Source organism: Haloarcula regularis (assembly GCF_029338315.1).
GTDB lineage: Archaea > Halobacteriota > Halobacteria > Halobacteriales > Haloarculaceae > Haloarcula > Haloarcula regularis.
In genome coordinates, this window is sequence record NZ_CP119794.1 from 2,444,393 (window position 1) to 2,469,546 (window position 25,154).

Below are 25,154 nucleotides of genomic sequence, written 5' to 3' on the forward strand. Positions count from 1 at the left end.
ACCGGTACATGACACGCGACACAGACGCAGACGACGCCGCTGCCATCGAGTTCGGCACCGACGGCTGGCGCGCGACGCTCGACGTCTTCACCGAACCCCGCGTCCGGATGGTCGGCCAGGCCGCCGCGTCGTACCTTCGGGACGAGGGCGAGACGGACCCGGTCCTCGTGGGCTACGACGCGCGCGATACCTCTCGAGGGTTCGCCGAGGCGCTCGCGGACGTCCTGACGGCGAACGGCTTCGACGTCACGCTCCCCAAGCGGGACACGCCCACGCCCGTCGTCGCCTGGACGGCCCGCACCGAGGGGTACGCCGCCGCGCTCCAGATAACGGCGAGTCACAACCCGCCCGAGTACAACGGCGTGAAGTTCCTCACCGGCGACGGCGCGCCGACGCTGCCCGAGGTCACCGAACGCATCGAGGCGAACCTCGCTGCCCCCGAGTCGCTGCCCGACGACGAGCACGGCGCGGTCACCGAGACGGACCTCATCGAGCCGTACATGGACCACGCGCTCGCGTACGCCGACGCCGACCTCGAGGGGCTGACCGTCGCCCACGACGCGATGCACGGCAGCGGCCGCGGGGTCACCGACGAACTGCTGCGCCGGGCCGGCGCGGAGACGGTGACGCTGCGGGACGACCTCGACCCCGAGTTCGGCGGCGGGGCGCCCGAGCCCGAGGCCGAGAACGTCGAGGCACTCATCGACCTGGTCGCCGACGGCGAGGCCGACGTCGGGTTCGTCAACGACGGCGACGCCGACCGCATCGGCGTCGTCACGCCCGGCCGGGGCTTTCTGGACCCGAACCTCTTTCTCGCCGCGATGTACGACTTCCTGCTGGAGAGCCGTTCGGGCCCCGTCGTCCGGACCGTCTCGACCTCCAGCATCGTCGACCGGGTCGCCGAGGCCCACGACGAGGCCGTCTACGAGACGGCGGTCGGGTTCAAGTGGGTCGCACAGGCCCTGGCCGAGCACGACGCGCTCTTTGGCGGCGAAGAGTCGGGCGGGTTCGGCCTGACCGACCACGTTCGGAACAAGGACGGCGTCCTCCTCTCCCTGCTGGCGGCCGCCGCGGAGAACGAGGCGTCGCTGGACGCCCGCGTCGACCGTCTGCTGGACGACCACGGCGAGATCCACCAGGGCCGCATCAGCGTCGACTGTCCGGACGACCGCAAGGGCCCCGTACTCGCCGCGCTCGAGGAGCAGATCCCCGACTCGGTGGCCGGCGAACCCGTCGACGGCGTCAACACCATCGACGGGTTCAAGCTCCGCCTCGAGGACGGGACCTGGGTGCTGGTCCGCCCCTCGGGCACCGAACCGAAGCTCCGGGTCTACGCCGAAGCGGGGAGCACCGACCGCGTCGAGGAACTGCTCGCCGGCGGCCGCGAACTGGTCGAACCCCTCGTTTAAGCCCCGAGCGGCCGTAGGTCGGGTATGGACCCCGACGTCGAGTTCGCCTACACCGCCGGGATGGATGCGTCGACGGTCGAGGAGCGCCTCGCGGAGCGACAACACGGCGTCCTCTCGCTGGCCGACGGCGACGAGGCCTACGCCTTCCCCGTCTTCCACCACTACGAGGACGGGTCGCTGTACTTCCGCCTCGGCGTGGACTCGAGCAGCGAGAAGGCCCCCTTCCTCGACGCGACGGCGACGGCGACGTACGTGGTCTACGCGACCGAACCGACCGACGACCCCGAGGAGACCACCGGCTGGAGCGTCGTCGCCCGCGGCCCGATACACGAGGTCCCGCGCGACGACCCGGCCCACGAGGCCGTCGAGATAAACGAGCGGTACGCGCCCATCCGCATCTTCGACGAGCCCCTCGACGACGTCGACGTGCGGCTGTACGAACTCGAGGTCGAGGCGCTCACCGGCCGGCGGAACTAGCGGACGCCGCGCACGCGTCGGGGGTCGTCCAGTCTCTCGATGTCGAACCCCAGCCCCGCGTAGAACTCGCGCAGGCCGGCGTCGAACTCGGCGACGAGCCGCTCGCGCCGGGCCGCGGCGGCCTCGACGAGCGCGCTCCCAACGCCCTGTCCTCGCCGGCGCCGTCGGACGGCGACCGCCGCGATCCGCTCCCCCTCGAGCACGAGCGCGCCGAGGATCCGGTCGTCGTCGGCGACAGCGACCAGCGCCCCGTCCGTCGCGATACCGGCCCGGACCGTCTCGACGTCGACCGCGAGCATCGCGCCGTCGAGGACGTTCATCACGGCGGGCAGCTCGTCGCCGGTCGCCTCGCGGACGTGCATCCGAGCCCTCAGCCGCCCTTGATGAGCCGCACCACCCTGACGTGGTCGGTCTCGACGGGCTGGTCGGTGGGCACCGGGCGGTCCTCGACGAGCACCGACACCTCGTGGGGCGAGAGGTCGACCGGGGCCAGCAGGTCGGCGTAGGTGGCGTCCGCCGGGACCTCGACCTCGTGGGTGGCCTCGCCGGCCACTTCGACCGTGACGTGCATACCCGGGCTTGCCCACCGTCGCACCTGAGTCTGTCGCCTCTCGGGGGGTTTATGAATCGCCCACGCCTCGACCCGGATATGAGCGAGGCCGACAGCGAGTCGCGGGCGGGACGGGAGGAAGTCTGGATCGAGAAGTACCGCCCACAGACCCTCGACGACGTGATGGGCCACGAGAACATCGTCGGGCGACTCAAGAGCTACGTCGACCGCAACGACCTGAGCCACATGCTCTTCTCGGGCCCTGCTGGCACGGGCAAGACGACCTGCGCGACCGCCATCGCCCGCGAGCTGTACGGCGAGGACTGGCGCGAGCACTTCCTCGAGCTGAACGCCTCCGACGAGCGCGGCATCGACGTGGTCCGCGACCGAATCAAGAACTTCGCTCGCACGAGCTTCGGCGGCCACGAGTACCGGATCATATTCCTTGACGAGGCAGACGCTCTTACGTCAGATGCACAATCTGCACTCCGCCGCACGATGGAGCAGTTCTCGAACAACGTCCGCTTCATCCTCTCGTGTAACTACTCCAGTCAGATCATCGACCCGATCCAGTCCCGCTGTGCGGTCTTCCGCTTTTCGCCGCTGTCGGACGAGGCCGTCGAGAGCGAGATCCGCCACATCGCCGCCGCGGAGGGCATCGAACTCACCGACGACGGACTGGACGCCCTGGTCTACGCGGCCGGCGGCGACATGCGCAAGGCCATCAACGGCCTCCAGGCCGCTTCGGTCAGCGGCGACGTGGTCGACGAACAGGCGGTGTACGCCATCACCTCCACCGCGCGACCGGAGGAGATCCGCGACATGGTCCAGTCGGCGCTGGACGGCGACTTCACCGCGGCGCGGGCGACGCTGGACCGCCTGCTGACCGAGGAGGGCATCGCCGGCGGCGACATCATCGATCAGCTGCACCGTTCTATCTGGGAGTTCGACATCGACGACCGGGCGGCCGTGCGAGTGCTCGAACGCGTCGGCGAGACGGACTACCGCATCACGCGCGGCGCCAACGAGCGCATCCAGCTCGAGGCGATGCTCGCCTCGCTCGCGCCCGAGGAGTGAGAAACCGACGGAATCCAGCGTTTTCACCGGTGATACTCGGGGGGGTGAGTTTTACATACGAAGTGCAACCAAGATATCAACAACTGAAATGTATCGCGAGCACCTCTCCGGCGGGCGCGACGACCGCGGGCAGGTCGGCATCGGGACGCTCATCGTGTTCATCGCGATGGTGCTCGTCGCGGCCATCGCCGCCGGCGTGCTCATCAACACCGCCGGGTTCCTCCAGAGTTCGGCGCAGGCGACCGGCCAGGGGGCCAGCGACTCGACGACGAACAGAGTCCAGGTCGTCAGCACGTCGGGCGACCACTTCACGGATACCAGTGAGGTCGGCGTCGTCCACATCATCGTCAAGGCCGGCCCCGGGTCGGGGAACGTCGACCTCAATACGGCGACCGTCCAGTGGGTCGGGCCGTCGGGGTCGTACTACCAGCTCGCCTCCGACGGGGCCTCCGGGAACCCGGACGGCCGGTACAAGATTACGAAGATACAGGACAACGACGGCTCCATACCCGTGCTGAACGACCCCGAGGACCGCTTCAAGATAACGCTCGACCTCGGGGACACGGCGGAAGTGAGTGGGCTGGAGGACAGCGACGCCTTCGGTCAACCGCTCCCCGAGGGCGAGACCGCGACCATCCGCATCACGACGGCCTCCGGCGCGACCACCGAGAAGGGAATCGTCGTGCCACAGACTCTTTCGGGCGAGTCGTCGGTCCTGCTGTAGGCCGGGACGGGATAGCGAGCGGTCCTCTGCGACCGAACGGCTGGTTGTGGGCCCCCGCATCGCCCAGCTGTCCTGTTACGTCGCCGTCCCGCGCTCGTCGACCAGCGGCAGGGCAGTCACCTGGCCGAGCGCCATCCGTGCCACCATCCGACTCCGGGGTTTGTACGCCCGGGCGGCCTCCCAGCCCTCCGTCAGGCCCGGGAGGCCGACCACCGGGACGTACCTGACCGTCGTCCCCTCGGGGCCGACGTCCACGAGCAGGTAACCGCCCGGGAACGAGCACAGCGCCGGCGCGATCAGTTCCCGGACGCCGCCCGTCGCGGCCAGCGCCGGGATGTGGAGGTGTCCCGAGACGTGGAGCCCCACCGCGCTGTCCCGGAGGACGCTGCCGAACCGGTCGGCGTTACGCAGGGGGAACGACGAGCGCCAGGAGTCCCCGCCCGTCGCCGACAGCAGGCCCGGGAGGTTGTGATGTGAGACCACAATGGGGTCGTCACAGGCCGACACCGTCTCCGCCAGCCACGCGAGCTGGTCGTCGGCGAGCGTCGCCTTCTCGCCGCTCGCGGCCCGCGTGCTGTCGAGACAGAGCACGTCGACGCCCCCGACCCGGCCGCGGTACGGGAACCCGCCCGGCAGCAGGGTTCCCAGAGCGCCTTCGGAGAACGACGCGTCGGCGCCGGGGTCCGTCGGCGCGTCGTGGTTGCCCGGGACCGGCAGGACGGGCACGGAGAGGTCGGAGAGGAGCTCGGCGGCGCGCGCGACGTCCTCGGGATGGCCGTCCTCGGTCAGGTCCCCGGCGACGACGACGCCGTCGACCCCCCGCGTCCCGACGTCGTCGACCGCCTGGCGGAGGCGCGTCTCGGACCGGTGGAAGAGCTTCCAGGACCCCTCGTTCGTCGTCGAGAGGTGGACGTCCGACACGACGGCGAGGCGGGTCGGACGACTCGCCTGCGGGCGTGCCAGCCGAGCGAGCGTCGTCGGGGTCCCGCGCGCCCGCGGAACCGCGCGGAGGTCGGGTCGTTCGGCCGATTCGGTCGGTACCTGGCCGGTCTGTAACCACTCCGTCACGTCCTCGTCGCGGAACCCCGGGTTCACCCGGCGACTGGCGAACCCGACCGATCCATCCGTCATCTACGTAGGTTCCGGGTGGTGGAGGCTATGTATCTTCTGGGCGAACTGCTCACACGGTCCCGGGCGCTCCGAGCGGCCGGGCGTGGAGACACGACCCGACGCCGTTCGACCGGACGCCAGGACGCGACAGATACATTCAAGCCCTCCGGAAGTGTTACTAGAAAAACAACTATGCCACCCGTCGTCGGCCTCTCGTACTGGTCGACCGGCGGCAATCCGGTCAAACAGGCGGTGCTCCGCCAGCTCGAGCCGTGGACGGCCGTCGAGCTGCTGGACCCCGATACCGAGCACCCGGACCTGGTCGAGCGGGGCTACGACCTCTATCACATGGCCAAGCGTCGGCGCCCGTCGCTCCGGGACCTGGCTCGCGCGGCCGACGCGGGGACGCCGACGCTGAATCCCCCGGTCGGCGCGTGGTTGACGAGCGACCGGCCCCTGCGCGCCGCCGCCCTGCGGGCCCACGACGTTCCCGTCCCCGCGTTCGCGTACGCGACTGCCGCCGAGGTGCCGTTCGACCCGCCCGTCGTCGTCAAGCCCCGCTGGGAGTGGGTCGGCAACGCCCACGAGTTCAGCGTCGTCCGCGACGGGCCGGTCGCCTTCGCGGGCCGGCAGTTCGTCGAGCGGTACGTCCGCTACGACCGGGTGCTGAAGGTGTACACGCTCGGTGCCGACCGGTGGGCCGTCGACACCAGCGACCGCTACCGTGCGGCGACGGCGGACTCACGGATCGACGCGCTGGTCGACCGCGTCCAGTCCATCTTCGGGCTGTCTGTTTTCGAGGTCGACCTGGCCGTCTCGGGCGACCGACTGCTGGTCCTGGACGTGAACCCGGCCGTCAGTCTGCGAGGCGTCGACCGCACCGACGCGGTCGCGGCCTACGTCGGACTGGTCCGCGACAGCGTCCGGGCGCGGCTGGTGGCGGGCACCTGAGACGGTTCACGCCGACCCGCACCGTCGCTCCGGGGTGTTGCCGACCATCGAGGCCCCCTCGAGTGCGGCGCGAGGCCCCCTTCGGAACAGTTTTAGGCGAACGTGGGCCAAGAGTACGCCAATGAGCGACCTCGAGGAAGCCTACCGCCTCGACTACTTCGACGAGGCCGGATTCACCCGCCAGGAGTGTGCCTCCTGCGGGGATATGTTTTGGGCGCGCGTCGAGCGGGACACCTGCGGCGAACCACCCTGCGAGGAGTACGGATTCATCGACAACCCCGGGTTCGACGAGACGTACAGTCTCACGGAGATGCGCGAGGTGTTCCTCTCTTTCTTCGAGGAGCACGACCACACCCGCATCGACCCCTACCCCGTCGCGGCGAACCGCTGGCGCGACGACGTCCTGCTGACACAGGCCTCGATCTACGACTTTCAGCCCCTGGTCACCTCCGGGACGACGCCGCCGCCGGCGAACCCGCTGTGTATCTCCCAGCCGTGCATCCGGATGCAGGACATCGACAACGTCGGGAAGACCGGCCGGCACACGATGGCATTCGAGATGATGGCCCACCACGCGTTCAACGCCCGCGAGGACCTAGAGGACCCCGAGCAGTACGCCTACCAGGGCGAGGTGTACTGGAAGGACGAGACGGTGCAGTACTGCGTCGAACTGTTCGAGGACCTGGGCGCCGATGTCGACGAACTGACCCTCATCGAGGACCCGTGGGTCGGCGGCGGCAACGCCGGGCCCGCCTTCGAGGTCATCTACCGCGGCGCGGAACTGGCGACGCTCGTCTTCATGTCCTTAGAGCAGGACCCCGACGGCGAGTACGAGATGAAAGACGGCAACCGGTACTCGGAGATGGACACCTACATCGTCGACACCGGCTACGGCCTGGAGCGGTGGACCTGGATGTCCCAGGGCACCCCGACGGTCTACGAGGCCGTCTATCCCGACATGATCGCCTTCCTCAAGGACAACGCCGGCGTCGAACTCACCGACGAGGAGGCGGCCGTCGTCCACCAGGCCGCGAAACTCGCGGGCCGGATGGACATCGACGAGGCCGAGGACATCGAGCAGGAACGGGACACCATCGCCGCCGAGGTCGGCATCGACACCGACGAACTCGTCGCCCTGATGGAACCGCTCGAGGACATCTACGCCATCGCCGACCACTGTCGCACGCTGGCGTACATGCTCGGCGACGGTATCGTCCCCTCGAACGTCGGGACCGGCTACCTCGCGCGGATGGTGCTGCGGCGCACCAAGCGCCTGGTCGACGGCGTCGGCGTCGACGCGCCGCTGGACGAACTCGTCGACATGCAGGCCGACCGCCTGGGCTACGAGAACCGCGACACCGTCCGCGACATCGTCCGCACCGAGGTCGAGAAGTACCGCGAGACGCTCGACCGCGGGGGTCGCCGCGTCCGCCAGCTGGCCGACGAGTACGCCCAGAGAGGCGAGGCGATCCCGCTGGCGGAACTGGTCGAACTGTACGACTCGCACGGCATCCAGCCCGACATGGTCGAGGACATCGCCGCCGAGAAGGGCGTCGCGGTGGACGTCCCCGACAACTTCTACTCGGTGGTCGCCGAGCGCCACGGCGGCGGCGACTTCCCCGGCGAGGAGCAGGGGGTCCCCTACGCCGATCGCATCGTCGAACTCCCCGAGACCGACCGCCTCTACTACGACGACCAGCAACGCACCGAGTTCGAGGCCGTCGTCTTGGAGGTGTTCGACCGCGAGGACGGCGACTTCGACGTCGTCTTAGACCAGACGATGTTCTACCCCGAGGGCGGTGGCCAGCCCCCGGACCACGGGACGCTCTCGACGGACGACGTCACCGGCGAGGTGACCGACGTCCAGCGCTACGACGGCGTCATCGTCCACACCTGCGACGCCGATCCCGGCAAGGGCGAGTTCGTGCGCGGGCAACTGGACGCCCAGCGCCGCAAGAGCCTGATGCAACACCACACGGCGACCCACATCGTCATCCACAGCGCCCGGCAGGTGCTGGGCGAGCACGTCCGCCAGGCCGGCGCCCAGAAGGGCGTCGACTCCTCGCGCATCGACGTCAGCCACTACGCCTCGGTGACCCGCGAGCAGGTCAAGGAGATCGAGCGCCTGGCCAACGACCTCGTCCAGGACAACGTCTCGGTCAGCCAGCAGTGGCCCGACCGCAACGAGGCCGAGGAGAAACACGGCTTCGACCTGTATCAGGGCGGCATCCCCGCCGGCGAGCAGATCCGCCTCATCCAGGTCGCCGACGACATCCAGGCCTGTGGGGGGACCCACGTCGCCCGGACCGGCGACATCGGGACGATCAAAGTGCTGGGCACGGAGCGAGTGCAGGACGGCGTCATCCGCATCACCTTCGCGGCCGGCAACGCGGCCCTCGAGGCCACGCAGTCGACCGAGGACGCGCTGTACGAGGCCGCCGACGTGCTCGACGTCGCCCCGCAGGAGGTCCCGGAGACGGCCGAACGCTTCTTCGACGAGTGGAAGGCCCGCGGCAAGGAGATCGAGACGCTCAAGGAGCAACTCGCCGAGGCCCGCGCCAGCGGCGGCGGAGACGTCGAGGAGTTCGAGGTGGGCGACGCGACGGCGGTCGTCCAGCGCATCGACGCCGACATGGACGAACTGCGCGCCCAGGCCAACGCCGTCACCGAACAGGGCAAGATCGCGGTGCTCGGGTCGGGACTGGACGGCGCGCAGTTCGTCGTCTCGGTGCCCGAGGGCGTCGACGTCGACGCCGGCGAGGTGGTCGGCGAGCTCGCTCGCCGGGTCGGCGGGGGCGGTGGCGGCCCGCCCGACTTCGCCCAGGGCGGCGGCCCCGACGCCGACGCGCTGGACGACGCGCTCGAGGACGCGCCCGAGGTCCTGCGCTCGGTCGCGAACGTCTAACGCGCCGTCGGCGGACCGATTACGTGGTGAACACGGGAATCTCGAGCGAGCCGACGACCCTGTTCGTGATCGAGCCCACGAGTGGCTTGTCGGGGTCGGAGCGCCCCCGCTTGCCCATAACAACGAGGTCGATGTGCTGTTCGTCGACGTATTCCTTGATGGCCTCGATGGGCGTGTTGGCCACGACAGCCGTGACGCACGGGACGTCGGCGTCCGCGGCGAGTGCTTCGACCTCGGCGACGAACTCCTGTCCCTTCGATTCCAGTCGCTTCCGCGTCTCTTCGATGTCGCTCGGCACGGCGACGTAGTCGGCGTCACCCATGTCCATCGCGTACAACACGTGCAGCGTCGCGCCGTTGCGCTGTGCGAACTTGATTGCCTGTTTAGCCGCGTTGCGGGCAGGTTTACTGCCGTCGGTCGGGACGAGGATATCGTCGAAGTCGCTCGGTTCGTCCATAGTTAGCGTATCAATTCAGGAACTTGTAGTTCTTTCTCCATTTTCTGTGCACCGGGAGGCTCTCGCTCCACTCAGTCCTGACAGACCGTCCGCGCGGCCCGCATCGCCTCGTTGGTCTCACAGACGAGCGTCAGGTGGTCCCCCTTCTCGAGGACGAAGTCGCCGTCCGGCACCCGGTCGCTCCCGTCCCGGCTCACCATCGCGACCAGACAGCCCTCCGGCAGGTCGTGGGTCACCGCTGATAGCGGGCGGCCGGCGAGTGCGCCGTTGGCGAGTTCCACCTCGAGGACGTCCCCGGTCTGTGCGGCGTCGGCCAGCCAGTGGGATAGCGCTGGCCGCTCGATGGCGTCGTCCATCGCGTCGGCGACGGCGAAGCCCGCCGAGATGGTCTCGACGCCGATGTCCTCGAACGCTGCGACGTTGTCCGGCTGGTTCGCTCGGGCGACGACGGTGTCGACGTCGAAGCGGGTCGTCGCGAGTTGCGAGACGAGCAGGTTCACGTCGTCGTCGGCCGTCGCGGCCACGACCACGCTCGTCCGGTCGGTGCCGGCACGTTCCAGCACCGCCGCCTCGGTGCCGTCGCCGTGGACGACCCGGTGCCCCTCCTCGCGGATGCGCTCGACCGTCCCGGCGTCGCTGTCGACCAGGACGACCTCCTCGCCGCGGGCCTCGAACCGGTCGGCGAGCTCGGTCCCGACGCGGCCGGCGCCGACGATGAGCGTCTGCATGGGGAGGATGTCGAGCGCCTGTGCAATGTGTCTTGCCAGGCCGCCCTGGAAGACGACCGTCGCGAAGATGACGAGGAAGACGGTCCCGACCAGCGTCGTCGCGGCCGTCGGGTTCGTCGGGCGCAACTCGATGGCAAACAGCGTCGCCACGCTCGCCGGGATAATGCCGCGTGGCCCGACCATGCCGACGAACATCCGCTCGCGGACCGTCATCGCGCCGCCGAGCGTCGAGAGGAACGCGCCCAGCGGGCGCACGAGCGCGACGACGACGACGACGACGACGAGACCGCCCAGGCCGAGCGCACGGAGGTCGGAAAGCGAGAGCAGCGCCGCCAGCACGACGAAGACGAAAGAGAGGACGAACAGCGTCACCCCGCCCTTGAACTCCGAGACGACGTCCTCGTGGGGGATGTCGGCGTTGCCGAGCACCAGGCCGGCGACGGCGGCCGCGGCGATGCCGGCCTCCGAGAGCAGGCTGCTGCCGAGTGCGTAGGCGGCCAGCGCGCCGGCGAGGACGACCAGCCGGGCGTTTTGCGGGGCGCTGTCCTCCGAGAAGGAGACCCGCCGGAGGAAGAGCGCGATACCGCCGCCGACGGCGACCCCGACCAGGAGGCCGACGACCAGGCGCGCGACGAACGCCTCGACGACCACCACCGGCGAGGTGGCCTCGGCGACGACGAACTCGAAGGTCGCGACCGCCAGAATCGCGGCGTGGACGTCGTTGACGATGCCCTCGGTCTCTAAGGCGGCCGCGACCCGCTCGCGCACCGGGACGACGTTCATGATGGGCGTGATGACCGTCGGCCCCGTCGCGATGAGCAGGGCCCCGACGAGGACGGCCACGGGCCAGGTCGTCCCGAAGACGAGCCGGACGGCCAGCGCGGTCCCGACGAGCGAGACCAGGGCGCCGACGGTGACCAGCCCGAGCGCCTCGCTCGAGGCCTCCCGTACCCGCTCGGTGGTGAGGTGGAACGCCCCCTCGAAGACGATGATGCCGACGCTGAGGCCGACGATGGCCTGCAACCCGCTCTCGCCGAACACCGCCGGGCTGACCAGGCCGAGGACCTGGGGGCCGACGAGGACGCCTCCGAGCAACAGGAAGGCGACGCTGGGGACCTGGAGGCGGTCGGCGAGCAGCTGGGCGCCGACGCCGATGGCGGCGACGATGGCCACCGCGCCGATGAGGGATGCTGCGCCAGACACGAACCTGGCGGCGCTTCGCCGGCCAGGCCCAAAGGCGTAGCCATCGAAAGAGAAAGGCCCGTCCCGCGAGTAGGGGACGGCGATGCCGACTGCGACCAACCGGGGCGTGACACTGCACTACGAAGCCGAGGGCGACGGTCCCTGTGTCGCCTTCGTGGGCGACGTGGGCTACGGGGCCTGGCTGTGGGGCTGGCACTACGACGCGCTGCTGGGCTTCGAGACGCTCGTCTGGGACCTGCGCGGGACCGGCGAGTCGGACGCCCCGCCGGGCCCCTACAGCGTCCGGACGCTCGCGGCTGACCTGGAGGCCGTCCTCGCCGACCACGGCGTCGGCTCGGTCCACCTGGTGGGCGCCGGCCTTGGCGGGATGGTGGCGCTCCAGTATGCCCACCGCTACAACCGCGCCCGGACGCTGACGCTGTACTGTACGGCCGCCAGCGGCGACGCAATCGACGCCGACGCGCTCGCCGACCTCGCCCTCGAGACCGGCCCCGAGGCCTCGCTCGAGGGGGCATTCTCGGAGGCGTTCCGGACCGCCGACCCCGACCTGCTCGACCGAATCACCGCGTGGCGACGCGAGGACGACGCGACCGGGGACGCATTCGCGGCCCAGGCCGACGCGATGGCCGGGTTCGACGCGCCCGGGGACGCATTCGCGGCCCAGGCCGACGCGATGGCCGGGTTCGACGCGCCCCCGCTGTACGAGGTCACCCTCCCGACCGAGGTGTACTACGGCGTCGCGGACCCGGTGGTGCCGGCGAGTGCTGCCGAGAGCCTGGGTGCGGACCTGCCCCGCGGGACGAGCGAGGCCGTCGAGGGACGGCACTGCTGTTATGTCGAACACGCCACCGTCGTCACCGACCGGCTCGTCTCCTTCCTGGACGAGCACACGGAGAGGGAGTGACGGGCCGACGGCCGCGTGTCGGCCGTCTCCTCTGTTGCAGTGGGTGGGACTGAAAGGGGGCTTTCTGGTTGTCGTTTCCTGACTGTCTGTCGCGCGCTCGTCCCGTACCCGGGACCGGCAGGTACTGCCACCGATGTGCAGATTTTTGGTCGTCCGGCTACAGGGGTGAGACGATGACCCTCCGCATCGCCCTGCTGAACGCGGCCCACGACGGCGCGGCCAACCGCCGGAACTTCCGGCGCGAGCTCGACGCCGATCTCGTGGAATTCGACGTCACCGAGCGCGAACTGCCCGACACCTTCGCGTTCGACGCGTGTCTGGTGACGGGCTCGCGCGCGTCGGTCTACTGGGACGAACCGTGGATCGCGGCCCTCGAGTCGTGGGTCCGCGACGCCGTCGACCGCGGGCTGCCGTTCCTGGGCGTGTGTTTCGGCCACCAGCTGCTCGCCCACGCGCTGGGCGGGCGCGTCGAGCCGATGGACGGCTACGAGATCGGCTACCGGACCGTCGAACACGACGGCGACAACCAACTGCTCGCCGGCGTCGACGACGAGTTCACCGTCTTCACCACCCACTCCGACACCGTCGCCGAGCTGCCGCCGGGGGCGACCCAGTTCGCCGAGAACGACTACGGCGTCCACGGCTTTCGCAAAGGCGGCGTCTTCGCCGTGCAGTTCCACCCCGAGTACGACCCCGAGACGGCCCGCGACATCGCCGCGAGCAAGGACCAGCTGGCAGACGAGCGCATCGAGCGCGTCCTCGCGGACATCACCGCCGAGAACTACCGGGCGGCCTGTGAGGCAAAGCGGCTCTTCGAGAACTTCACCGACTACGTGCGCGCGACCCAGCGTGGCGTCGGCGACGAGCTCGCGGCCGGGGCCAGCGAGGGCGCCGTCGCGAGCGACGACGACTGACCCCTCACTCGCCGTCGCCGAGTACCCACACGAGCAGCGACTGCTCGACGGTCAGGACCCCGACCGCGAGCAGGATGATGACGCCCTCGCGCAGCGACGGCAGGATGCCGAGGCCCACGATGAGCGTCGTCGCACACGCGGGGGCGTGCCCGGTGTCGGTCGCGCGCATCCCCGCCGTCGTCAGCACGACGGCGACGACGCCGCTCGCGGCCAGTCTGAGCGTCCCGGGCGCCCCGGGCGCCATCGAAGCCGTGACGGCCACGCCGCCGGCGACAGCGTGGGCGGCGAGGAGGCCGGCGCCGACGCCCACCGCGTGCCCACCGACGACGCGCCGGGCCGCACTCGCCGGGGCCGCGGGCCTGGTCGCGAAGAGGTAGGCCGTCGGCCCGAGACTCGGGAAGAGAAATGGGAGGCCGGTGAGCCAGACGACGGCGCCCAGCACCGACAGCAGGGCGCCGGCCCGCCCGCTCTGCCGGAGCCAGCCGTCGTCGCGGAGGGTCGCGGTCACCGTAGCGTGCGGTCCGCGTCGTCGGGCAAAACGGTGGCGGTCGCGCACAGTCTTTTGTCCGCCCCGCGCAAACCGGCGGCCATGCGTCCCGTCCTCCTCGTCGCCGCCCTCTGTCTGACCGCCGGCTGTCTCGGCTTCGGCGGCCAGCCGACGCCGCCCACCCAGCAGGTCGAGGTGTCGATACAGAACGCCCACGACCGGCCCTACGCCGTCCAGGTCTCGATCGTCCCCGACGACGGGGCCGGCGACGTCGTGCTCACGTTCGCCAACGGGACCAACGTCACGCGGTCACAGGACGCGCTGACGGGGCGCTCGCCCGACCGGTTCGGCGACGTGACCGACGTCCGGTTCGTCGACGCCACCGGGAGCCAGGGGTTCGAGGTGGCGCCCGACACCGGCCTCGGGACGACACTCGAGGGGACAGCGCCCGGGTCTGCGGTGTGGCTGCTGGTCTGGACGAGCGACGACCCACCCACGTTGCGGTCCTGGGCCCAGGTCAACTGCCGACCGGAGACGGCGGCGATGCGCATCGACGTCGGCATCGGGCCACAGGGGAGCGTGGACGTCGGCACGGTCTGTGCGTCCTCGCAGTAATCCAGTGCGGTCGCTCCACGCCCACAGAAGACGTGACCCGTCGTCTCAGTCGTCGTCCTGGCGCTTGAGCCACTCGTCGAGCAGGTCGCGGACGGCGGCCTGCCGGTTGTCGCGGTGGTCCGCGAACGCCTTCTCGTCCAGGGCTTCGAGCACTGCCTCGTCGAGTTCGATGTCGACCGTCTCGAGGTCGAGGAACGTCTCGTCCATCGGCTATCCACTCACAGCCCAGCGGGCATATATCCTCGTCAGACGACCGTCGGCCGTCCGCGTGACGGCGTCGGCGCCGTCGCGGACCCCCGGTGGCCGAAAGTGACTCGTCCGCGCCGGCCGAGACGTGGGCATGGAGCGTGCCCACCTCGAGTTCGACCGGTACTTCGAGGTCGTCATGGAGACCGACGAGGCACAGGCCGCCGAGATGACCGTCGACCCAGGCCGGACCGTCGGCGGCCCCGACAACTACCACGCCGAGAGCGACCAGTGGCTCTTCGTCGTTCGGGGGACCGGACTGGTCACCGTCGACGGCGACACCCAGCGCGTCGAGGACGGTGACCTGCTGCGGATCGAGGCCCGCGAGCGCCACGGCATCGAGAACGACGGTGACGAGCCACTGAAGACGGTGAACTTCTACACGCCGCCACGCTAAACCCGCGGCCCGCGCTAGGCCACGCCGGCCTGTTCGTCCATCGGGTCCCGGATGTCGCCGACGACGGCTTCTAGCGCGTCGGTGACCGTGACCAGGCCCAGCACCTCGCCGTCCTCCATGACGAGCGCCAGTTCCTGGCTCTCGGCCTGGAACCGGTCGATGGCGTCGCTGACGCTCGTGTCCGCGGTCATCGTCATCGGCGGGGCCGCCACCGACTCGAGGTCGACGCCGTCGAGCAGGGTCCCGCCCGCGTCCTCCTCGCTCTGCTCCCGGACGAGCTCGGGGACGTAGACGATGCCCAGGAACTCATCGACGGAGTCGCCAAAGAGCGGGTAGCGGGTGTGGGGCGTCTCGGCGACCCGCCGGGCGTTGGTCGCCTCGTCGGTGGCCGGCGAGAGGCCGACGACGTCCTCGATGGGGACCATCACGTCGCGGACCTGCTGGTCGCCGACGTGCAGCGCCGCCAGAACCTCCTCGCGGCGCTCCTCGGTGAGGTCGCCCTCCTCCAGGACCGAGCCGAGTTTCCGGCGCAGGTCGCCCCGCGTCTCGATGACCTCTTCCTCGGTCTCGAGCCACGCGCCGGACATCTCGACGCCGAACAGGGAGAGGGTCCACTTCGCAACGCTGTCGCCCACGGTGATGAGCGGCGAGATGAGCATCGCGAAGTAGTACAGCGGCGTCGCGCCGTGGCGACAGACGAACTTCGCGCGCTCGACGCCGAGGTAGGTCGGGGTCTGCTCCCCGTGGGTCAGGTGGACCAGGTTGATGATGATGAACGCGATGGCCGCCCCGACGCCGATGCCGGCGAGACGGGACCCGGCGAAGTAGGGCTCGAATATCGCCGCGAGCGCGGGTTCGGCGACGATACCGACGGCGATGGAGGAGGCGGTGATGCCGACCTGACGAGCTCGTCAGATAGATCTCCAGGTCGTCGGTCATGTTCCAGGCCCGCTCGAGGGCCGGATTGCCGTCGCCGACGAACTCGCTCTCGGTGAACTGCCGGGCACGGGTCAGCGCGAACTCGATGGCGACGAAAAAGCCGTTCGCGAGGATGAGCGCGACCCCTGCCAGCAGTCGAACTGCGATTTCGACCGGTTGCATCGGCCGCCGATTCGCCCTGGGGGCCGGAAAAAGTGGCGTTACGCGCTCAGGTCGAAGCTGACCCCGGTCTCGGTCTCGGAGACGTCCCAGAGTCGCCGCGCCGTCTCGCGGTCGTAGGACGCGTCGTTCGAGCGCTGAAACTCGGGATGGCCGCGCATGTCGAGGAAGCCGTCGGGGCCGACGTACTCCCCGCCGGTCACGCGGTCGGCCGTCGCCGCGAACAGCATCGGGAGCGCCCCTTTCGCCGCCGACTGGCCGAACACCGCGTTGGCGACTTTCATGGCGGCCAGCCTGACCCGCGACCCCATCTCGCGGGGGCCGCGATACTGGAGGTTCGTGGCCGCGTAGCCAGGGTGACACGCGACGGCGGTCACGTCGTCGACGCCCGCCGCCGCGAGCCGGCGGTCGAGCTCGTAGGTAAAGAGGAGGTTCGCCAGCTTGCTCTGGCCGTAGGCACTCCACTTCCCGTATGACCGCTCCCGGTGGAGGTCCTCGAAGTTCATCGTCCCCGCCTCGTGGGCCCCACTGGACTGCGTGACGACGCGCGCCTCGCCCGCACCGGCCCGGAGTGCCGGCCACAGGTGCCCGGTCAGCGCGAAGTGGCCGAAGTGGTTCACGCCCAGCTGCATCTCGAAGCCGTCCGACGTCTCTCGGCGGGGGATGGCCATCACGCCGGCGTTGTTACAGAGGACGTCGACGGCGTCGAACTCCTCGCGGACGCCCTCGGCGAAGGCCTCGACGCTCGCGAGGTCGGCGAGGTCGCACTCGCGGACCGCGAGGCCGGCGTCGGGCACCTCCTCGCGTATCTCCGAGGCCGCCCGCTCGCCGCGCTCGGCGCTGCGACAGGCCATCACGACCGTCGCGCCCTGCCGGGCGAACGCCGCGGTCCCCTCGAACCCGATTCCGCTGTTCGCGCCGGTCACCACGACCGTCGCGTCGTCCAGTCTCGGCATCTCGTCGGCCGTCCAGCCGGTCATTGCCACCGCTAGCGCGCGAGGCCACTCAAGGGCTCCGCCAAACCAGTAGTGCATTTGTCCCCCGCGCCCCAAGCGACGGCGATGAGCGACGTCTCGGTCACCGTCTACACGCGCGAGGACTGTCACCTCTGTGCGGACGCCGTCGACACCATCCGCCGGGTCGCCGCCGACGAGGGGGTCGGGCTGGACCTCGACCTGGTTGACGTCGACACCGACCCCGACCTCCGGGATGAATACGGCGAGCGAGTGCCCTACGTTCTCGTCGACGGCCGGCCCGCGTTCAAATACCACGTCGACGATGCGCGCCTGCGAGAGAAACTGACCGGTTAGGCGCCCGTGTGGCCCCGCTCGACGGCTTCCCGGAGGGCCCGCGTCGCCGCCGCCGGGTCGTCGGCCGCGGTGATGGCGCTGATGACGGCGACGCCGTCGGCCCCCGCCGCGGCGACCTCGGCCGCGTTCGCGGGCGTGATGCCGCCGATGCCCACCAGCGGCAGGTCGACGGCGTCGGCGATGGCCGCGACCCGCGACGGGCCGACGCCGTGCTCGTCGTCGTCCAGGTCGGCTTTCGACCCGGTCCGATAGACCGCGCCGACACCGAGGTAGTCCGCGCCCGCGGCCGCGGCCGCCTCGGCGTCCGCCACCGTCGCGACGGACCGACCGATGACCGCGTCCGGGCCCAGCACTCGCGAGCGACCGGCACCGGCAGGTCCGAGTCCCCGAGGTGGACGCCGTCGGCGTCGACCGCCTGCGCGATGTCGACCCGGTCGTTGACGACGAAGGTGACACCGGCCGCGCGGGTCAGCTCGCGCAGGTCCCGACCCAGCTCGTAGCGCTCGCGCGCCGGCCGCCCCTTCTCGCGCAACTGGACGACGCCGACGCCGCCCTCGACGGCGGCCTCGACGACCGCCCGCGTCGAGCGCCCGGCGGACAGCGACTCCTGTGTGACCAGATAGACGTCCCAGTCGACCATACCGGGGGTGGGGCCGCTCGGACCCTCACTCTTTTTGTTCGACGGGCTCACTCCTCGCGCGCCCGCTCGTCGTCGCTGTCGGTGATGGCGTCCGTCGAGGGCATGGTCTCGCGGGCCGTCTCCTCCAGTTTGGCCGAGGCGTCGGCCGCGTACTGCTCGATGTCCTCGACGTGGGCGACGATGTCGGCGGCGTCCAGCCGTCGGTCGATGCGGACCGACATGTCCTCGGGGAGGTCGCGCTGGCGCTCCGTGCCAGTGGCCACGCCGCTGGAGACGATGGACTGGATGCCCTCCTCGACGGTGATGTCGATGTCGCGCACGCGATCTTCGATGACGTGGAGCACGTACCCGCCCATCACCGGATTCGGGGCCAGGGGGAGAAACAGTGTGACCATGTCGTCTTCGGCCGCCGCCTCGGTCACGACGTCGGGCGTCTCGGCGGTGAGGAAGGCGATGGAGTACGAGCCCTCGACGGGGAACTCGACCAGCTTCACCTCCCGGAAGCTGTCGGTATCGCTGTCGAGCAGCAGTTCGCTCATCTCGTCCAGGCTCCGGTACAGCGACCCGATGCCGGGGATGCGGGCGACGAGCGCCTCGAAGACCAGCCCCAGGTCGGAAGCGTCGGAGCGGTACTCGGTCGCGACGCCGATGACAAAGACGAGCAGGACCAGCGAGAGGACGGCGGCGAGCTTTCAGGGTCAGCTCGGACGCCGAGGCGAACCCGACCGTCGACGTGATGAACCCGACGACGGGGTCGAGCTGTTTCGAGACGAAGTCGACGACAAAGCCCAGGACGATGAGGGTCACGATGAGCGGCATCGTCACGGCGGTGCCGGTGACGAACGCCCGACGCGTGAACTCCCTGACCGCGTCGGTTCCGGACCCCATCCGGCTGCTGAGTCGGTCGGCCATGGGGGCCCATGTGTCGGACTCCCGGAAAGTGTTGTGGGGGCAGAGGGCGGTTGCGATGCCGAACAGCAGGCGAGGTCCGCGGATCGGCCGAACCATTTACTGCCCGCCGGGCGTTGAGAGCGGTGTGCGAAACTACCACCTCACGACGGTCTGGGGCATCCCCATCCGGGTGAACGTCTCGCTGCTCGTCTTCCTACCGGTGCTCGCGTGGATCATCGGGAGCGGTGCACAGATAGAAGTGTACGCCGGCATCGTCGGCTCGCTGGCCGGCGTCGACCTGGACGTGGCTCGCCTGATGGCCGGCCAGACGCCGTGGCTCATCGGCGGCGCGGCCGCAGTCGGCCTCTTTGCCAGCGTCGCCGTCCACGAGCTGGGCCACTCGTGGATGGCGATGCGCTACGACCTCGAGGTCGAGTCCATCACGCTGTGGATCCTTGGCGGCCTCGCGAGTCTGAAGACGATGCCCCGCGAGTGGAACCGCGAGCTCTGGATCGCCGTCGCCGGCCCGGTCACCTCGATTCTGGTGGGCCTGGCCTGTTACGCCGCGCTGTTCGCGCTCCCCGCCAGCGCGCAGGTGACGACGTTCGTCGTCGGCTGGCTGGCGGTCACGAACCTCTTTCTCGCGGTGTTCAACATGCTCCCGGCGTTTCCGATGGACGGCGGGCGGGTCCTCCGGGCGCTGCTCGCTCGCAACCGCCCCTACGCCGCCGCGACCCGACTGGCCGCCCGCATCGGGACGGGCTTTGCCGTCCTCTTTGCCGTCGTCGGCGTCCTCTCGTTCTCGCCGATGCTGCTCCTGCTCGCGCTGTTCGTCTACGGCGCGGCCACCGGCGAGTCCCGGACGGTAGCGCTCTCGGACCTGCTCGAGGGGCTCACCGTCAGCGACGTCGCCCGGCCCGCGTCCGCGACCGTCGAGGCCGACGCCACCGTCGAGGACCTGGTCGATCGGATGTTCGCTCACCGCTCGACGGAGTTCACGGTCGTCCGGGACGGCGAAGCCGTCGGCGTCGTCACCATCGACGACTTCCGGACGCTCTCGAAGGCCGAGCGCGAGGCCGACACTGTCGCCGACCTGATGGAGACGGACCTCCCGCGATTCGCCGCCGACATGAGCGCGTTCGACGCGCTGGTCGCGCTCGACGGCTCGAAGGCGAGCGCGGCGCTCGTCGACAGTATCGACGGGACCCGGGTCGTCTCCCGGGCCGACTTCGCCGCCGCGATGGAGATGCGTCGCCTGGTCGGGGCACCGTCGCCGTTCTAGCCGCGGTACCACACGACGGCCCCGGCGACGGCGCCGAGCAGCGACAGTACGGACAGCGCCAGGTGGAGCTCGCCGAACCAGAACGGCGTCCACGGGGCGACGGCCCGGAGACCGACCAGCGCGAGCGAGAGACCGGGCACGCCCCCGACGGCCGGGTCGAACGCGCTCGTGAGGTTGCCGATGTCGGCGGCGGCGGTCCGATACTGTACACCGCCGACGCGCTCGCCCTCGGGCAGGCGCTCGGCCTCGTAGGGAATCGGCGAGTCGGCCGGCGTCCCCGTGCTCCAGACGACTGCGCCGTCCGGCGTCACCTCGAAGACGCGCTCGTTCAGCGTGTCCGTGACCAGCGTGTTGCCGTTGTCCAGCCGATCGGCGTCGCGAGGCCAGTAGAGGTCGATGCCGCCCGCCCGGGTCAGCGTCCAGGACGGTTCCCAGCGTCCGTCGTCGGTCCGGTGGAGCTCGACCACGCGGTGGTTGTCCGAGTCGGCCACGAGGACCGCCCCGTCGCCGAGCCACTGGGGGTTGTGCTGGTGGTCGAGAATCTCGGGGTTCCCACACCGGATGTCGCCGTCGCCGTCGAAGTCGGCCAGTTGCTCGCCGCGGTCCCGGCAGGCGCCGTCGTTCCCGCCCCGGTCCGCGTTGACGACCTCCACGACGCCCGCGCCGCGCTCGACGAGCAGTATCTGGTTGGCGTTGCGGACCGAGACGAGGTAGTGGGTCTCGTTGACGGCGTCGACGTCGTTGATGTGGAGCCAGTCACGGCGGGTCGGGTCCGGCGGCGCGTCGTAGAACGACGAGGCGTTCCACTGCCAGGTTATCTCGGGGTCGCCGGACTCGACGCCCCGGACGGTGAAGACCCGCTCGTGTTCCATGTCCGAGAGCAGGTACTCCCCGGAGTCCAGGCGCTCGACGTCGTGGATCTCGCTGTTCTCTCCGGTCCGGACCGGGATGGCGTACTCGCCGACGACGGCCGGCCCGCCCGCGGCGTCGGGGTCGATGATGCGGAACCCGGTCTTGGTACAGGGCGGCCAGTAGGGCTCACAGCCGGTGTCGTAGCCCCATTGCATGAACCCCGCCAGGACGGTGCCGTCGGGGAGCATCGTCACGTCGAAGTAGCTGTCGGCGCTGTCCTCGCGCCAGGTTATCCGCCCGTCCCTGACGAGATAGACGCTCCCCCGCTCGTGCCACCCGAAGCCGCCGCCCTGTGACCCGACGAGGGTCTCCGCGCCGCCGGTGGCGGCGACGTTGCGGTCCGGCGCCGTCACGGCCCCGGCGCCCAGCGTCAGTCCGAGGACGAGGAGGCTGCCGGCCACCAGGGCGACACCGCGGGCGTGACGCTCCATCGGGCTGCTCTCGGCGGACTGCGGAAAAAAGCGTTCCGACGCCGGGGCGATAGTTACAAACCGCGGGCCGCCGCAGACTCCGACGATGCAGTCGGGACTCGCCGAGGGGTTCACCGCTGTCGCTGGCTCTGACCCGCTGGTCCTGGGACTCGTCGGGGGGGTGTTCATCGCCGCGCTGAACCTCCTGGGTGCCTCACTGGTGCTCGTCTGGCGGGACCCCTCCGAGCGCGCGCTCGACGGAGCGCTCGGGTTCGCCGCGGGCGTGATGCTCGCGGCGGCGTTCACGAGCCTCATCCTGCCCGGTATCGAGGTGTACTCCGACGGGAACCCGGTGCCGACGCTTCTGGGCGTGGCGCTGGGCGCGCTCTTTCTCGACCAGGCCGACCGCTTCCTCCCGCACGCCCACTACCTGCTCTCGGGTCGCAAGCGCCCCGACGCGGCGAATCCCTCGGAGACGCTCGCCGCCGCCGACGAACGACTGGCCGGCGTCGTCCTCTTCATCCTCGCCATCACGCTGCACAACATGCCGGAGGGGCTGGCCGTCGGCGTCGGGTTCGGGGCGGCCGCCGGCGATCCCTCGCAGCTCGGTGGCGCGCTCTCCTTGATGCTCGCTATCGGCATCCAGAACGTCCCCGAGGGACTCGCCGTCTCGGTGGCCGCCATCAACGCCGGCTTGGACCGGCGGCTCTACGCCGTCGTCGCGGGGCTCCGGGCCGGCGTCGTCGAGATCCCGCTGGCCGTCCTCGGGGCCGTCGCCGTCACGCTCGTCGCCCCGCTGCTGCCCTACGCGATGGGCTTTGCGGCGGGCGATGCTCTTTGTCATCTCCGACGAGATCGTCCCGGAGACCCACCGCCACGGCCACGAGCGGGTGGCGACGCTGGGACTCCTGTTTGGCGCTATCGTCATGCTGTATCTGGACATCTCGCTCGCCTAGACGTCGTAGGGCCAGTTGGGGTCCCGGTCCAGTCCATCGGGGTCGGCACAGCTGTCTGCCTCGTCGGGGGTACACCCGCCGTACTGCTCGAAGTTCTCGCGTGCCGTCGCAAGCGAGACGTGGTTGGTGTCGCTCACGTAGTCCTCGTCGCCGAACTGTATCGGGTCGTCCATCCAGTGACAGACCGGACAGACCTCGTAGGACCCGGGCGCCCCTTCCGGCAGCGTCCGGTACCCACAGCACGGACAGTAGCCCAGCTCCCGCGCCGCCGGATTCCCGGGCGTGTGGGTGGCCATCGACTGTGGTATGTGTGGCCACGCCAATGAATGGTTCGGTCGGTGACCTGTCGCCTTTCACTCGGACTGTGCGGCCTCGACCTTCCCGGCGTACGTCTCGAGTTCCGCCGCGAGTTCGCGGGCCTGGGCCGCCGAGAGCGTCACCGTGTCGGCGTGGGGTTCGACGTGTTCGATGTCGGTGTTGTCCATCTCCACTTGGAGCTCGACGTGGTCCGGGTCCGTCCGTGGCGCGGTGACGTTGAGCACCGCGAGCGCCTCCTCCTCGAAGCCGTGGCCCTCGACCAGGCCGTCGAGCAGGTCGAACGTCGTGTACGCGTTGACCTTCATGATGCGGTCGACCATGCCCGTCGGTTGGCGGGTCAGGCAGGTAACGGCTGCGTTCCGAGACGGCCGTCGGCTCCGGCCGGCGACCACGGACTGTTCGTTCGCGTGCACCCGGCCAGACCGCTATCGACCGGCGGAAACCGACGACCGGCTCGCCACGTACAGCGAGTACGTGAGTATCGCGAACCCGACGGCCGTGAGCGCGCTCTCGGCGACCAGCGCCGTTCCCGTGTCCACACCGAGCAGCTGGTCTGCGATGCCCGCCGACAGCGACCCGGCGGTGACCGTCCCGAATCCGACGGCCAGCCACCGCAACGACCGCGTCGACGTCTTGGCCGCCGCGGTGGCGGCGAAGTAGGTGACCAGGCCGCCCAGCAGGAGCGTTACCGTCTTGAGTACGACGACGAGTGGTGTGATGGTGGTGGTCATAGTTCCTCGCTGATGCGCGACCAGAGTCGCGCCAGCCGTTCGTCCGGCGACTCGTCGTCCCGGACGACGTCGACCGCGAACGGGTCGTCGCCGTCGACGGCGACAAAGACCCCCGAACAGTCCCGAACGTAGGTGGTCTCGTGGTGGCCGTCGGCCCGGATCGCCGTCCGCTCGTCGACGAGTGCGGCCTCGCTCAGCTGCTCGAGCTTCCGGTACGTGCTCGTCTGTGGCAGGTCACAGGCCGCCGCGACGGCTTTGGCTGGCCGGGGCTCGTCAAGCGCCGTGAGGATGGCCCGGCAGTCCGGGTCGGCGAGGGCTTCGAACACCGCTTGTGGGTCTATCGACGCGTCGTCTGACACTGCGGGGGACCTCCGTTCGGGTGGTGGGCAGGGCGTCGGTGAAGTTCGCCGGCGGTCGGTTTCAAACCACCGGTCGGGGCGCTGTCGACAGTCGGCGGCCGGACGACGTAGAACACCCGCTTGCTTTCCAGATTCTGGAAATCACCGGGACCCTTTGTTATCCTGGCACCGGACATTCGAGACGATGCGAGCGCCCTCCACCCGCAGACAGTTCCTCGCTTGCACCGCCCTCGCCGGACTCGGCGCCACCGCCGGTTGTCTCTCGACCGACGGGACGGCGTCTGCCTCGGACGATGGTCCGGACCAGACCGACTCGGCGACCCCCGACTCGACGACGACACCGCCCTCGGACCTCGAGACCTGGCTGGCCGACGCCACCGGCTACGACGGCGACCGGGCGCGGTACGGCCCCGGGGACCAGCCGACGGTCGCCGTCGGCGAACCCTTCGGCGACGACTACGCCTTCTACCCCGCCGTCGTGGAAGTCACCCCGATGACGCGAGTCCGCTGGGAGTGGACCGGCCACGGCGGCCAGCACAACGTCGTCGCGCTCGACGGGCCCTTCGACAGCGGCCGGACGAACGCCCAGTCTGGCACCAGCTACGACTACATCTTCGACGAGACCGGCGTCTACCCCTACGTCTCCGAACCCCGCCGGGACGAGGGGATGCGAGGGGCGGTCGTCGTCCGCGAACCGCCGACGACTGGCTACCCGGCGGTCGACGAGTGGCTGGCGAGCGTCGGGAACTTCGACGGGACCGTCACCGACCGGACCGACGCCGAGACGACCACCGTGACCACCGGTGCCGAGGGCAACGGCGGCCACTTCGCGTTCACCCCACCGGTGCTGAAGATCGAGACCGGTACTACCGTCCGCTGGGAGTGGACCGGCAACGGCGGCGGCCACAACGTCGCCTTCGAGGACGCGGACATCGAATCCGGCGACGTCCTCCCGGAACCGGGCGTCCACTTCGAGCACACCTTCGAGTCGTCGGGATCGTACCTGTACTCCTGTCTCCCCCACAAGGCGCTGGGGATGCGCGGCGCCGTCGTCGTCGAGTAGCCCGCCGTGGGTTCGGTCCCGACAGGCGGC

Annotated in this window: 27 protein-coding genes and 3 pseudogenes; 14 read left to right on the forward strand and 16 right to left on the reverse strand. The window is 70.1% G+C overall.

The window, feature by feature from the left end:
• Nucleotides 1-8 precede the first annotated feature (8 nt).
• Nucleotides 9-1,409 carry a phosphohexomutase domain-containing protein gene (locus P1N55_RS13145; protein WP_276275999.1) on the forward strand — a complete coding sequence of 467 codons (1,401 nt, stop codon included), beginning with the start codon at nucleotides 9-11 and terminating at the stop codon, nucleotides 1,407-1,409.
• A gap of 24 nt (nucleotides 1,410-1,433) precedes the next feature.
• A complete protein-coding gene (locus P1N55_RS13150; RefSeq protein WP_276276000.1) occupies nucleotides 1,434-1,886 on the forward strand; it encodes a pyridoxamine 5'-phosphate oxidase family protein in 453 nt (150 codons plus the stop codon).
• Here the strand turns inward: P1N55_RS13150 and P1N55_RS13155 are convergent.
• Both P1N55_RS13155 and samp2 read right to left on the reverse strand, forming a co-directional pair.
• Nucleotides 1,883-2,248 carry a GNAT family N-acetyltransferase gene (locus tag P1N55_RS13155; protein WP_276276001.1) on the reverse strand — a complete coding sequence of 122 codons (366 nt, stop codon included), beginning with the start codon at nucleotides 2,246-2,248 and terminating at the stop codon, nucleotides 1,883-1,885. The genes P1N55_RS13150 and P1N55_RS13155 overlap by 4 nt on opposite strands.
• An 8-nt stretch (nucleotides 2,249-2,256) precedes the next feature.
• Entirely contained in the window at nucleotides 2,257-2,457 is a 201-nt protein-coding gene (gene samp2 / locus P1N55_RS13160) for a ubiquitin-like small modifier protein SAMP2 (protein WP_276276002.1), read from the reverse strand.
• A gap of 78 nt (nucleotides 2,458-2,535) precedes the next feature.
• Between samp2 and P1N55_RS13165 the strand changes: the two genes are divergently transcribed.
• The gene (locus P1N55_RS13165) at nucleotides 2,536-3,513 is read left to right on the forward strand and encodes a replication factor C small subunit (RefSeq protein ID WP_276276003.1); all 978 of its coding nucleotides are present in this window, start codon (nucleotides 2,536-2,538) and stop codon (nucleotides 3,511-3,513) included.
• An 88-nt stretch (nucleotides 3,514-3,601) separates the two neighbouring features.
• Nucleotides 3,602-4,237, forward strand: coding sequence for an archaellin/type IV pilin N-terminal domain-containing protein (locus P1N55_RS13170; protein ID WP_276276004.1), 636 nt, complete (start codon nucleotides 3,602-3,604; stop codon nucleotides 4,235-4,237).
• Nucleotides 4,238-4,312: 75 nt separating this feature from the next.
• Here P1N55_RS13170 and P1N55_RS13175 read toward each other — a convergent pair whose 3' ends face one another.
• Entirely contained in the window at nucleotides 4,313-5,368 is a 1,056-nt protein-coding gene (locus P1N55_RS13175; RefSeq protein ID WP_276276005.1) for a metallophosphoesterase family protein, read from the reverse strand.
• A gap of 171 nt (nucleotides 5,369-5,539) precedes the next feature.
• Between P1N55_RS13175 and P1N55_RS13180 the strand changes: the two genes are divergently transcribed.
• Together P1N55_RS13180 and alaS are read left to right on the forward strand one after the other, a co-directional pair.
• Nucleotides 5,540-6,298 carry an ATP-grasp domain-containing protein gene (locus P1N55_RS13180; protein WP_276276006.1) on the forward strand — a complete coding sequence of 253 codons (759 nt, stop codon included), beginning with the start codon at nucleotides 5,540-5,542 and terminating at the stop codon, nucleotides 6,296-6,298.
• Nucleotides 6,299-6,419: 121 nt separating this feature from the next.
• Nucleotides 6,420-9,203 (forward strand): alanine--tRNA ligase, encoded by a 2,784-nt coding sequence (gene alaS, locus P1N55_RS13185; protein ID WP_276276007.1) that lies wholly within the window; start codon nucleotides 6,420-6,422, stop codon nucleotides 9,201-9,203.
• A 19-nt stretch (nucleotides 9,204-9,222) separates the two neighbouring features.
• Here alaS and P1N55_RS13190 read toward each other — a convergent pair whose 3' ends face one another.
• Together P1N55_RS13190 and P1N55_RS13195 are read right to left on the reverse strand one after the other, a co-directional pair.
• Nucleotides 9,223-9,660: a universal stress protein gene (locus P1N55_RS13190; RefSeq protein WP_276276008.1), complete on the reverse strand. Its 438-nt coding sequence runs from the start codon at nucleotides 9,658-9,660 to the stop codon at nucleotides 9,223-9,225.
• 71 nt (nucleotides 9,661-9,731) lie between these two features.
• Nucleotides 9,732-11,591, reverse strand: coding sequence for a cation:proton antiporter domain-containing protein (locus P1N55_RS13195; RefSeq protein ID WP_276276009.1), 1,860 nt, complete (start codon nucleotides 11,589-11,591; stop codon nucleotides 9,732-9,734).
• 82 nt (nucleotides 11,592-11,673) lie between these two features.
• Here P1N55_RS13195 and P1N55_RS13200 point away from each other — a divergent pair, with 82 nt between their 5' ends.
• Nucleotides 11,674-12,495 carry an alpha/beta fold hydrolase gene (locus P1N55_RS13200; RefSeq protein ID WP_276276010.1) on the forward strand — a complete coding sequence of 274 codons (822 nt, stop codon included), beginning with the start codon at nucleotides 11,674-11,676 and terminating at the stop codon, nucleotides 12,493-12,495.
• Nucleotides 12,496-12,668: 173 nt separating this feature from the next.
• Nucleotides 12,669-13,409: a type 1 glutamine amidotransferase gene (locus P1N55_RS13205; RefSeq protein WP_276276011.1), complete on the forward strand. Its 741-nt coding sequence runs from the start codon at nucleotides 12,669-12,671 to the stop codon at nucleotides 13,407-13,409.
• A gap of 4 nt (nucleotides 13,410-13,413) precedes the next feature.
• Here the strand turns inward: P1N55_RS13205 and P1N55_RS13210 are convergent, their stop codons facing one another.
• Nucleotides 13,414-13,917, reverse strand: coding sequence for an HPP family protein (locus tag P1N55_RS13210; RefSeq protein WP_276276012.1), 504 nt, complete (start codon nucleotides 13,915-13,917; stop codon nucleotides 13,414-13,416).
• A gap of 81 nt (nucleotides 13,918-13,998) precedes the next feature.
• Here P1N55_RS13210 and P1N55_RS13215 point away from each other — a divergent pair, with 81 nt between their 5' ends.
• Nucleotides 13,999-14,511 carry a hypothetical protein gene (locus P1N55_RS13215; RefSeq protein WP_276276013.1) on the forward strand — a complete coding sequence of 171 codons (513 nt, stop codon included), beginning with the start codon at nucleotides 13,999-14,001 and terminating at the stop codon, nucleotides 14,509-14,511.
• A gap of 45 nt (nucleotides 14,512-14,556) precedes the next feature.
• Here the strand turns inward: P1N55_RS13215 and P1N55_RS13220 are convergent, their stop codons facing one another.
• The gene (locus P1N55_RS13220; protein ID WP_276276014.1) at nucleotides 14,557-14,718 is read right to left on the reverse strand and encodes a ribbon-helix-helix protein, CopG family; all 162 of its coding nucleotides are present in this window, start codon (nucleotides 14,716-14,718) and stop codon (nucleotides 14,557-14,559) included.
• A 133-nt stretch (nucleotides 14,719-14,851) separates the two neighbouring features.
• On the opposite strand from P1N55_RS13220, the gene P1N55_RS13225 reads away from it, so the two are divergent.
• Nucleotides 14,852-15,154 (forward strand): cupin domain-containing protein, encoded by a 303-nt coding sequence (locus P1N55_RS13225; RefSeq protein ID WP_276276015.1) that lies wholly within the window; start codon nucleotides 14,852-14,854, stop codon nucleotides 15,152-15,154.
• Nucleotides 15,155-15,168: 14 nt separating this feature from the next.
• Here P1N55_RS13225 and P1N55_RS13230 read toward each other — a convergent pair.
• Both P1N55_RS13230 and P1N55_RS13235 read right to left on the reverse strand, forming a co-directional pair.
• Nucleotides 15,169-16,255, reverse strand: a pseudogene (locus P1N55_RS13230) (CNNM domain-containing protein).
• Nucleotides 16,256-16,293: 38 nt separating this feature from the next.
• On the reverse strand, nucleotides 16,294-17,232 hold the full coding sequence (locus P1N55_RS13235) for an oxidoreductase (RefSeq protein ID WP_276276016.1): 939 nt from the start codon (nucleotides 17,230-17,232) through the stop codon (nucleotides 16,294-16,296).
• An 81-nt stretch (nucleotides 17,233-17,313) separates the two neighbouring features.
• On the opposite strand from P1N55_RS13235, the gene P1N55_RS13240 reads away from it, so the two are divergent.
• A complete protein-coding gene (locus P1N55_RS13240; RefSeq protein ID WP_276276017.1) occupies nucleotides 17,314-17,562 on the forward strand; it encodes a glutaredoxin family protein in 249 nt (82 codons plus the stop codon).
• Here the strand turns inward: P1N55_RS13240 and thiE are convergent.
• Nucleotides 17,559-18,202 (reverse strand): annotated as a pseudogene (gene thiE, locus P1N55_RS13245) (thiamine phosphate synthase). The gene P1N55_RS13240 and the pseudogene thiE overlap by 4 nt on opposite strands.
• Before the next feature lie 47 nt (nucleotides 18,203-18,249).
• Entirely contained in the window at nucleotides 18,250-18,873 is a 624-nt protein-coding gene (locus P1N55_RS13250; RefSeq protein ID WP_346430037.1) for a DUF502 domain-containing protein, read from the reverse strand.
• A 365-nt stretch (nucleotides 18,874-19,238) separates the two neighbouring features.
• Here P1N55_RS13250 and P1N55_RS13255 point away from each other — a divergent pair, with 365 nt between their 5' ends.
• Nucleotides 19,239-20,375, forward strand: a complete 1,137-nt coding sequence (locus P1N55_RS13255) for a site-2 protease family protein (protein WP_276276018.1) — start codon at nucleotides 19,239-19,241, stop codon at nucleotides 20,373-20,375.
• On the opposite strand, the gene P1N55_RS13260 is transcribed toward P1N55_RS13255, so the two are convergent.
• The gene (locus P1N55_RS13260) at nucleotides 20,372-21,718 is read right to left on the reverse strand and encodes an aryl-sulfate sulfotransferase (protein WP_276276019.1); all 1,347 of its coding nucleotides are present in this window, start codon (nucleotides 21,716-21,718) and stop codon (nucleotides 20,372-20,374) included. The two genes, P1N55_RS13255 and P1N55_RS13260, sit on opposite strands and share 4 nt — an antisense overlap.
• 85 nt (nucleotides 21,719-21,803) lie before the next feature.
• Between P1N55_RS13260 and P1N55_RS13265 the strand changes: the two are divergent.
• Nucleotides 21,804-22,653 (forward strand): annotated as a pseudogene (locus P1N55_RS13265) (ZIP family metal transporter).
• Here P1N55_RS13265 and P1N55_RS13270 read toward each other — a convergent pair.
• From P1N55_RS13270 to P1N55_RS13285, 4 genes are all read right to left on the reverse strand, one after another.
• Nucleotides 22,650-22,949, reverse strand: coding sequence for a CPCC family cysteine-rich protein (locus tag P1N55_RS13270; RefSeq protein ID WP_276276020.1), 300 nt, complete (start codon nucleotides 22,947-22,949; stop codon nucleotides 22,650-22,652). The pseudogene P1N55_RS13265 and the gene P1N55_RS13270 overlap by 4 nt on opposite strands.
• A gap of 57 nt (nucleotides 22,950-23,006) precedes the next feature.
• Nucleotides 23,007-23,291, reverse strand: coding sequence for a DUF6360 family protein (locus P1N55_RS13275; RefSeq protein ID WP_276276021.1), 285 nt, complete (start codon nucleotides 23,289-23,291; stop codon nucleotides 23,007-23,009).
• A gap of 105 nt (nucleotides 23,292-23,396) precedes the next feature.
• Complete coding sequence (locus P1N55_RS13280; RefSeq protein WP_276276022.1) at nucleotides 23,397-23,702, reverse strand: DUF7521 family protein; 306 nt, start codon at nucleotides 23,700-23,702, stop codon at nucleotides 23,397-23,399.
• The gene (locus tag P1N55_RS13285; RefSeq protein WP_276276023.1) at nucleotides 23,699-24,061 is read right to left on the reverse strand and encodes a winged helix-turn-helix domain-containing protein; all 363 of its coding nucleotides are present in this window, start codon (nucleotides 24,059-24,061) and stop codon (nucleotides 23,699-23,701) included. The genes P1N55_RS13280 and P1N55_RS13285 overlap by 4 nt, the downstream gene beginning before the upstream one ends.
• Before the next feature lie 184 nt (nucleotides 24,062-24,245).
• Between P1N55_RS13285 and P1N55_RS13290 the strand changes: the two genes are divergently transcribed.
• Nucleotides 24,246-25,124 (forward strand): halocyanin domain-containing protein, encoded by an 879-nt coding sequence (locus P1N55_RS13290; RefSeq protein WP_276276024.1) that lies wholly within the window; start codon nucleotides 24,246-24,248, stop codon nucleotides 25,122-25,124.
• Nucleotides 25,125-25,154 lie beyond the last annotated feature (30 nt).

Bases quoted from the DNA above. Each gene is read 5' to 3' on its own strand.
- P1N55_RS13240 (WP_276276017.1), top strand. From the start codon at position 17,314: ATGAGCGACGTCTCGGTCACCGTCTACACGCGCGAGGACTGTCACCTC.
- P1N55_RS13260 (WP_276276019.1), bottom strand. From the start codon at position 21,718: ATGGAGCGTCACGCCCGCGGTGTCGCCCTGGTGGCCGGCAGCCTCCTC.
- alaS (WP_276276007.1), top strand. From the start codon at position 6,420: ATGAGCGACCTCGAGGAAGCCTACCGCCTCGACTACTTCGACGAGGCC.
- P1N55_RS13150 (WP_276276000.1), top strand. From the start codon at position 1,434: ATGGACCCCGACGTCGAGTTCGCCTACACCGCCGGGATGGATGCGTCG.
- P1N55_RS13180 (WP_276276006.1), top strand. From the start codon at position 5,540: ATGCCACCCGTCGTCGGCCTCTCGTACTGGTCGACCGGCGGCAATCCG.
- P1N55_RS13215 (WP_276276013.1), top strand. From the start codon at position 13,999: ATGCGTCCCGTCCTCCTCGTCGCCGCCCTCTGTCTGACCGCCGGCTGT.
- P1N55_RS13290 (WP_276276024.1), top strand. From the start codon at position 24,246: ATGCGAGCGCCCTCCACCCGCAGACAGTTCCTCGCTTGCACCGCCCTC.
- P1N55_RS13170 (WP_276276004.1), top strand. From the start codon at position 3,602: ATGTATCGCGAGCACCTCTCCGGCGGGCGCGACGACCGCGGGCAGGTC.
- P1N55_RS13175 (WP_276276005.1), bottom strand. From the start codon at position 5,368: ATGACGGATGGATCGGTCGGGTTCGCCAGTCGCCGGGTGAACCCGGGG.
- P1N55_RS13220 (WP_276276014.1), bottom strand. From the start codon at position 14,718: ATGGACGAGACGTTCCTCGACCTCGAGACGGTCGACATCGAACTCGAC.
- P1N55_RS13155 (WP_276276001.1), bottom strand. From the start codon at position 2,248: ATGCACGTCCGCGAGGCGACCGGCGACGAGCTGCCCGCCGTGATGAAC.
- P1N55_RS13235 (WP_276276016.1), bottom strand. From the start codon at position 17,232: ATGACCGGCTGGACGGCCGACGAGATGCCGAGACTGGACGACGCGACG.
- P1N55_RS13275 (WP_276276021.1), bottom strand. From the start codon at position 23,291: ATGGTCGACCGCATCATGAAGGTCAACGCGTACACGACGTTCGACCTG.
- P1N55_RS13165 (WP_276276003.1), top strand. From the start codon at position 2,536: ATGAGCGAGGCCGACAGCGAGTCGCGGGCGGGACGGGAGGAAGTCTGG.
- P1N55_RS13190 (WP_276276008.1), bottom strand. From the start codon at position 9,660: ATGGACGAACCGAGCGACTTCGACGATATCCTCGTCCCGACCGACGGC.
- P1N55_RS13200 (WP_276276010.1), top strand. From the start codon at position 11,674: ATGCCGACTGCGACCAACCGGGGCGTGACACTGCACTACGAAGCCGAG.
- P1N55_RS13225 (WP_276276015.1), top strand. From the start codon at position 14,852: ATGGAGCGTGCCCACCTCGAGTTCGACCGGTACTTCGAGGTCGTCATG.
- P1N55_RS13280 (WP_276276022.1), bottom strand. From the start codon at position 23,702: ATGACCACCACCATCACACCACTCGTCGTCGTACTCAAGACGGTAACG.
- P1N55_RS13205 (WP_276276011.1), top strand. From the start codon at position 12,669: ATGACCCTCCGCATCGCCCTGCTGAACGCGGCCCACGACGGCGCGGCC.
- P1N55_RS13270 (WP_276276020.1), bottom strand. From the start codon at position 22,949: ATGGCCACCCACACGCCCGGGAATCCGGCGGCGCGGGAGCTGGGCTAC.
- samp2 (WP_276276002.1), bottom strand. From the start codon at position 2,457: ATGCACGTCACGGTCGAAGTGGCCGGCGAGGCCACCCACGAGGTCGAG.
- P1N55_RS13145 (WP_276275999.1), top strand. From the start codon at position 9: ATGACACGCGACACAGACGCAGACGACGCCGCTGCCATCGAGTTCGGC.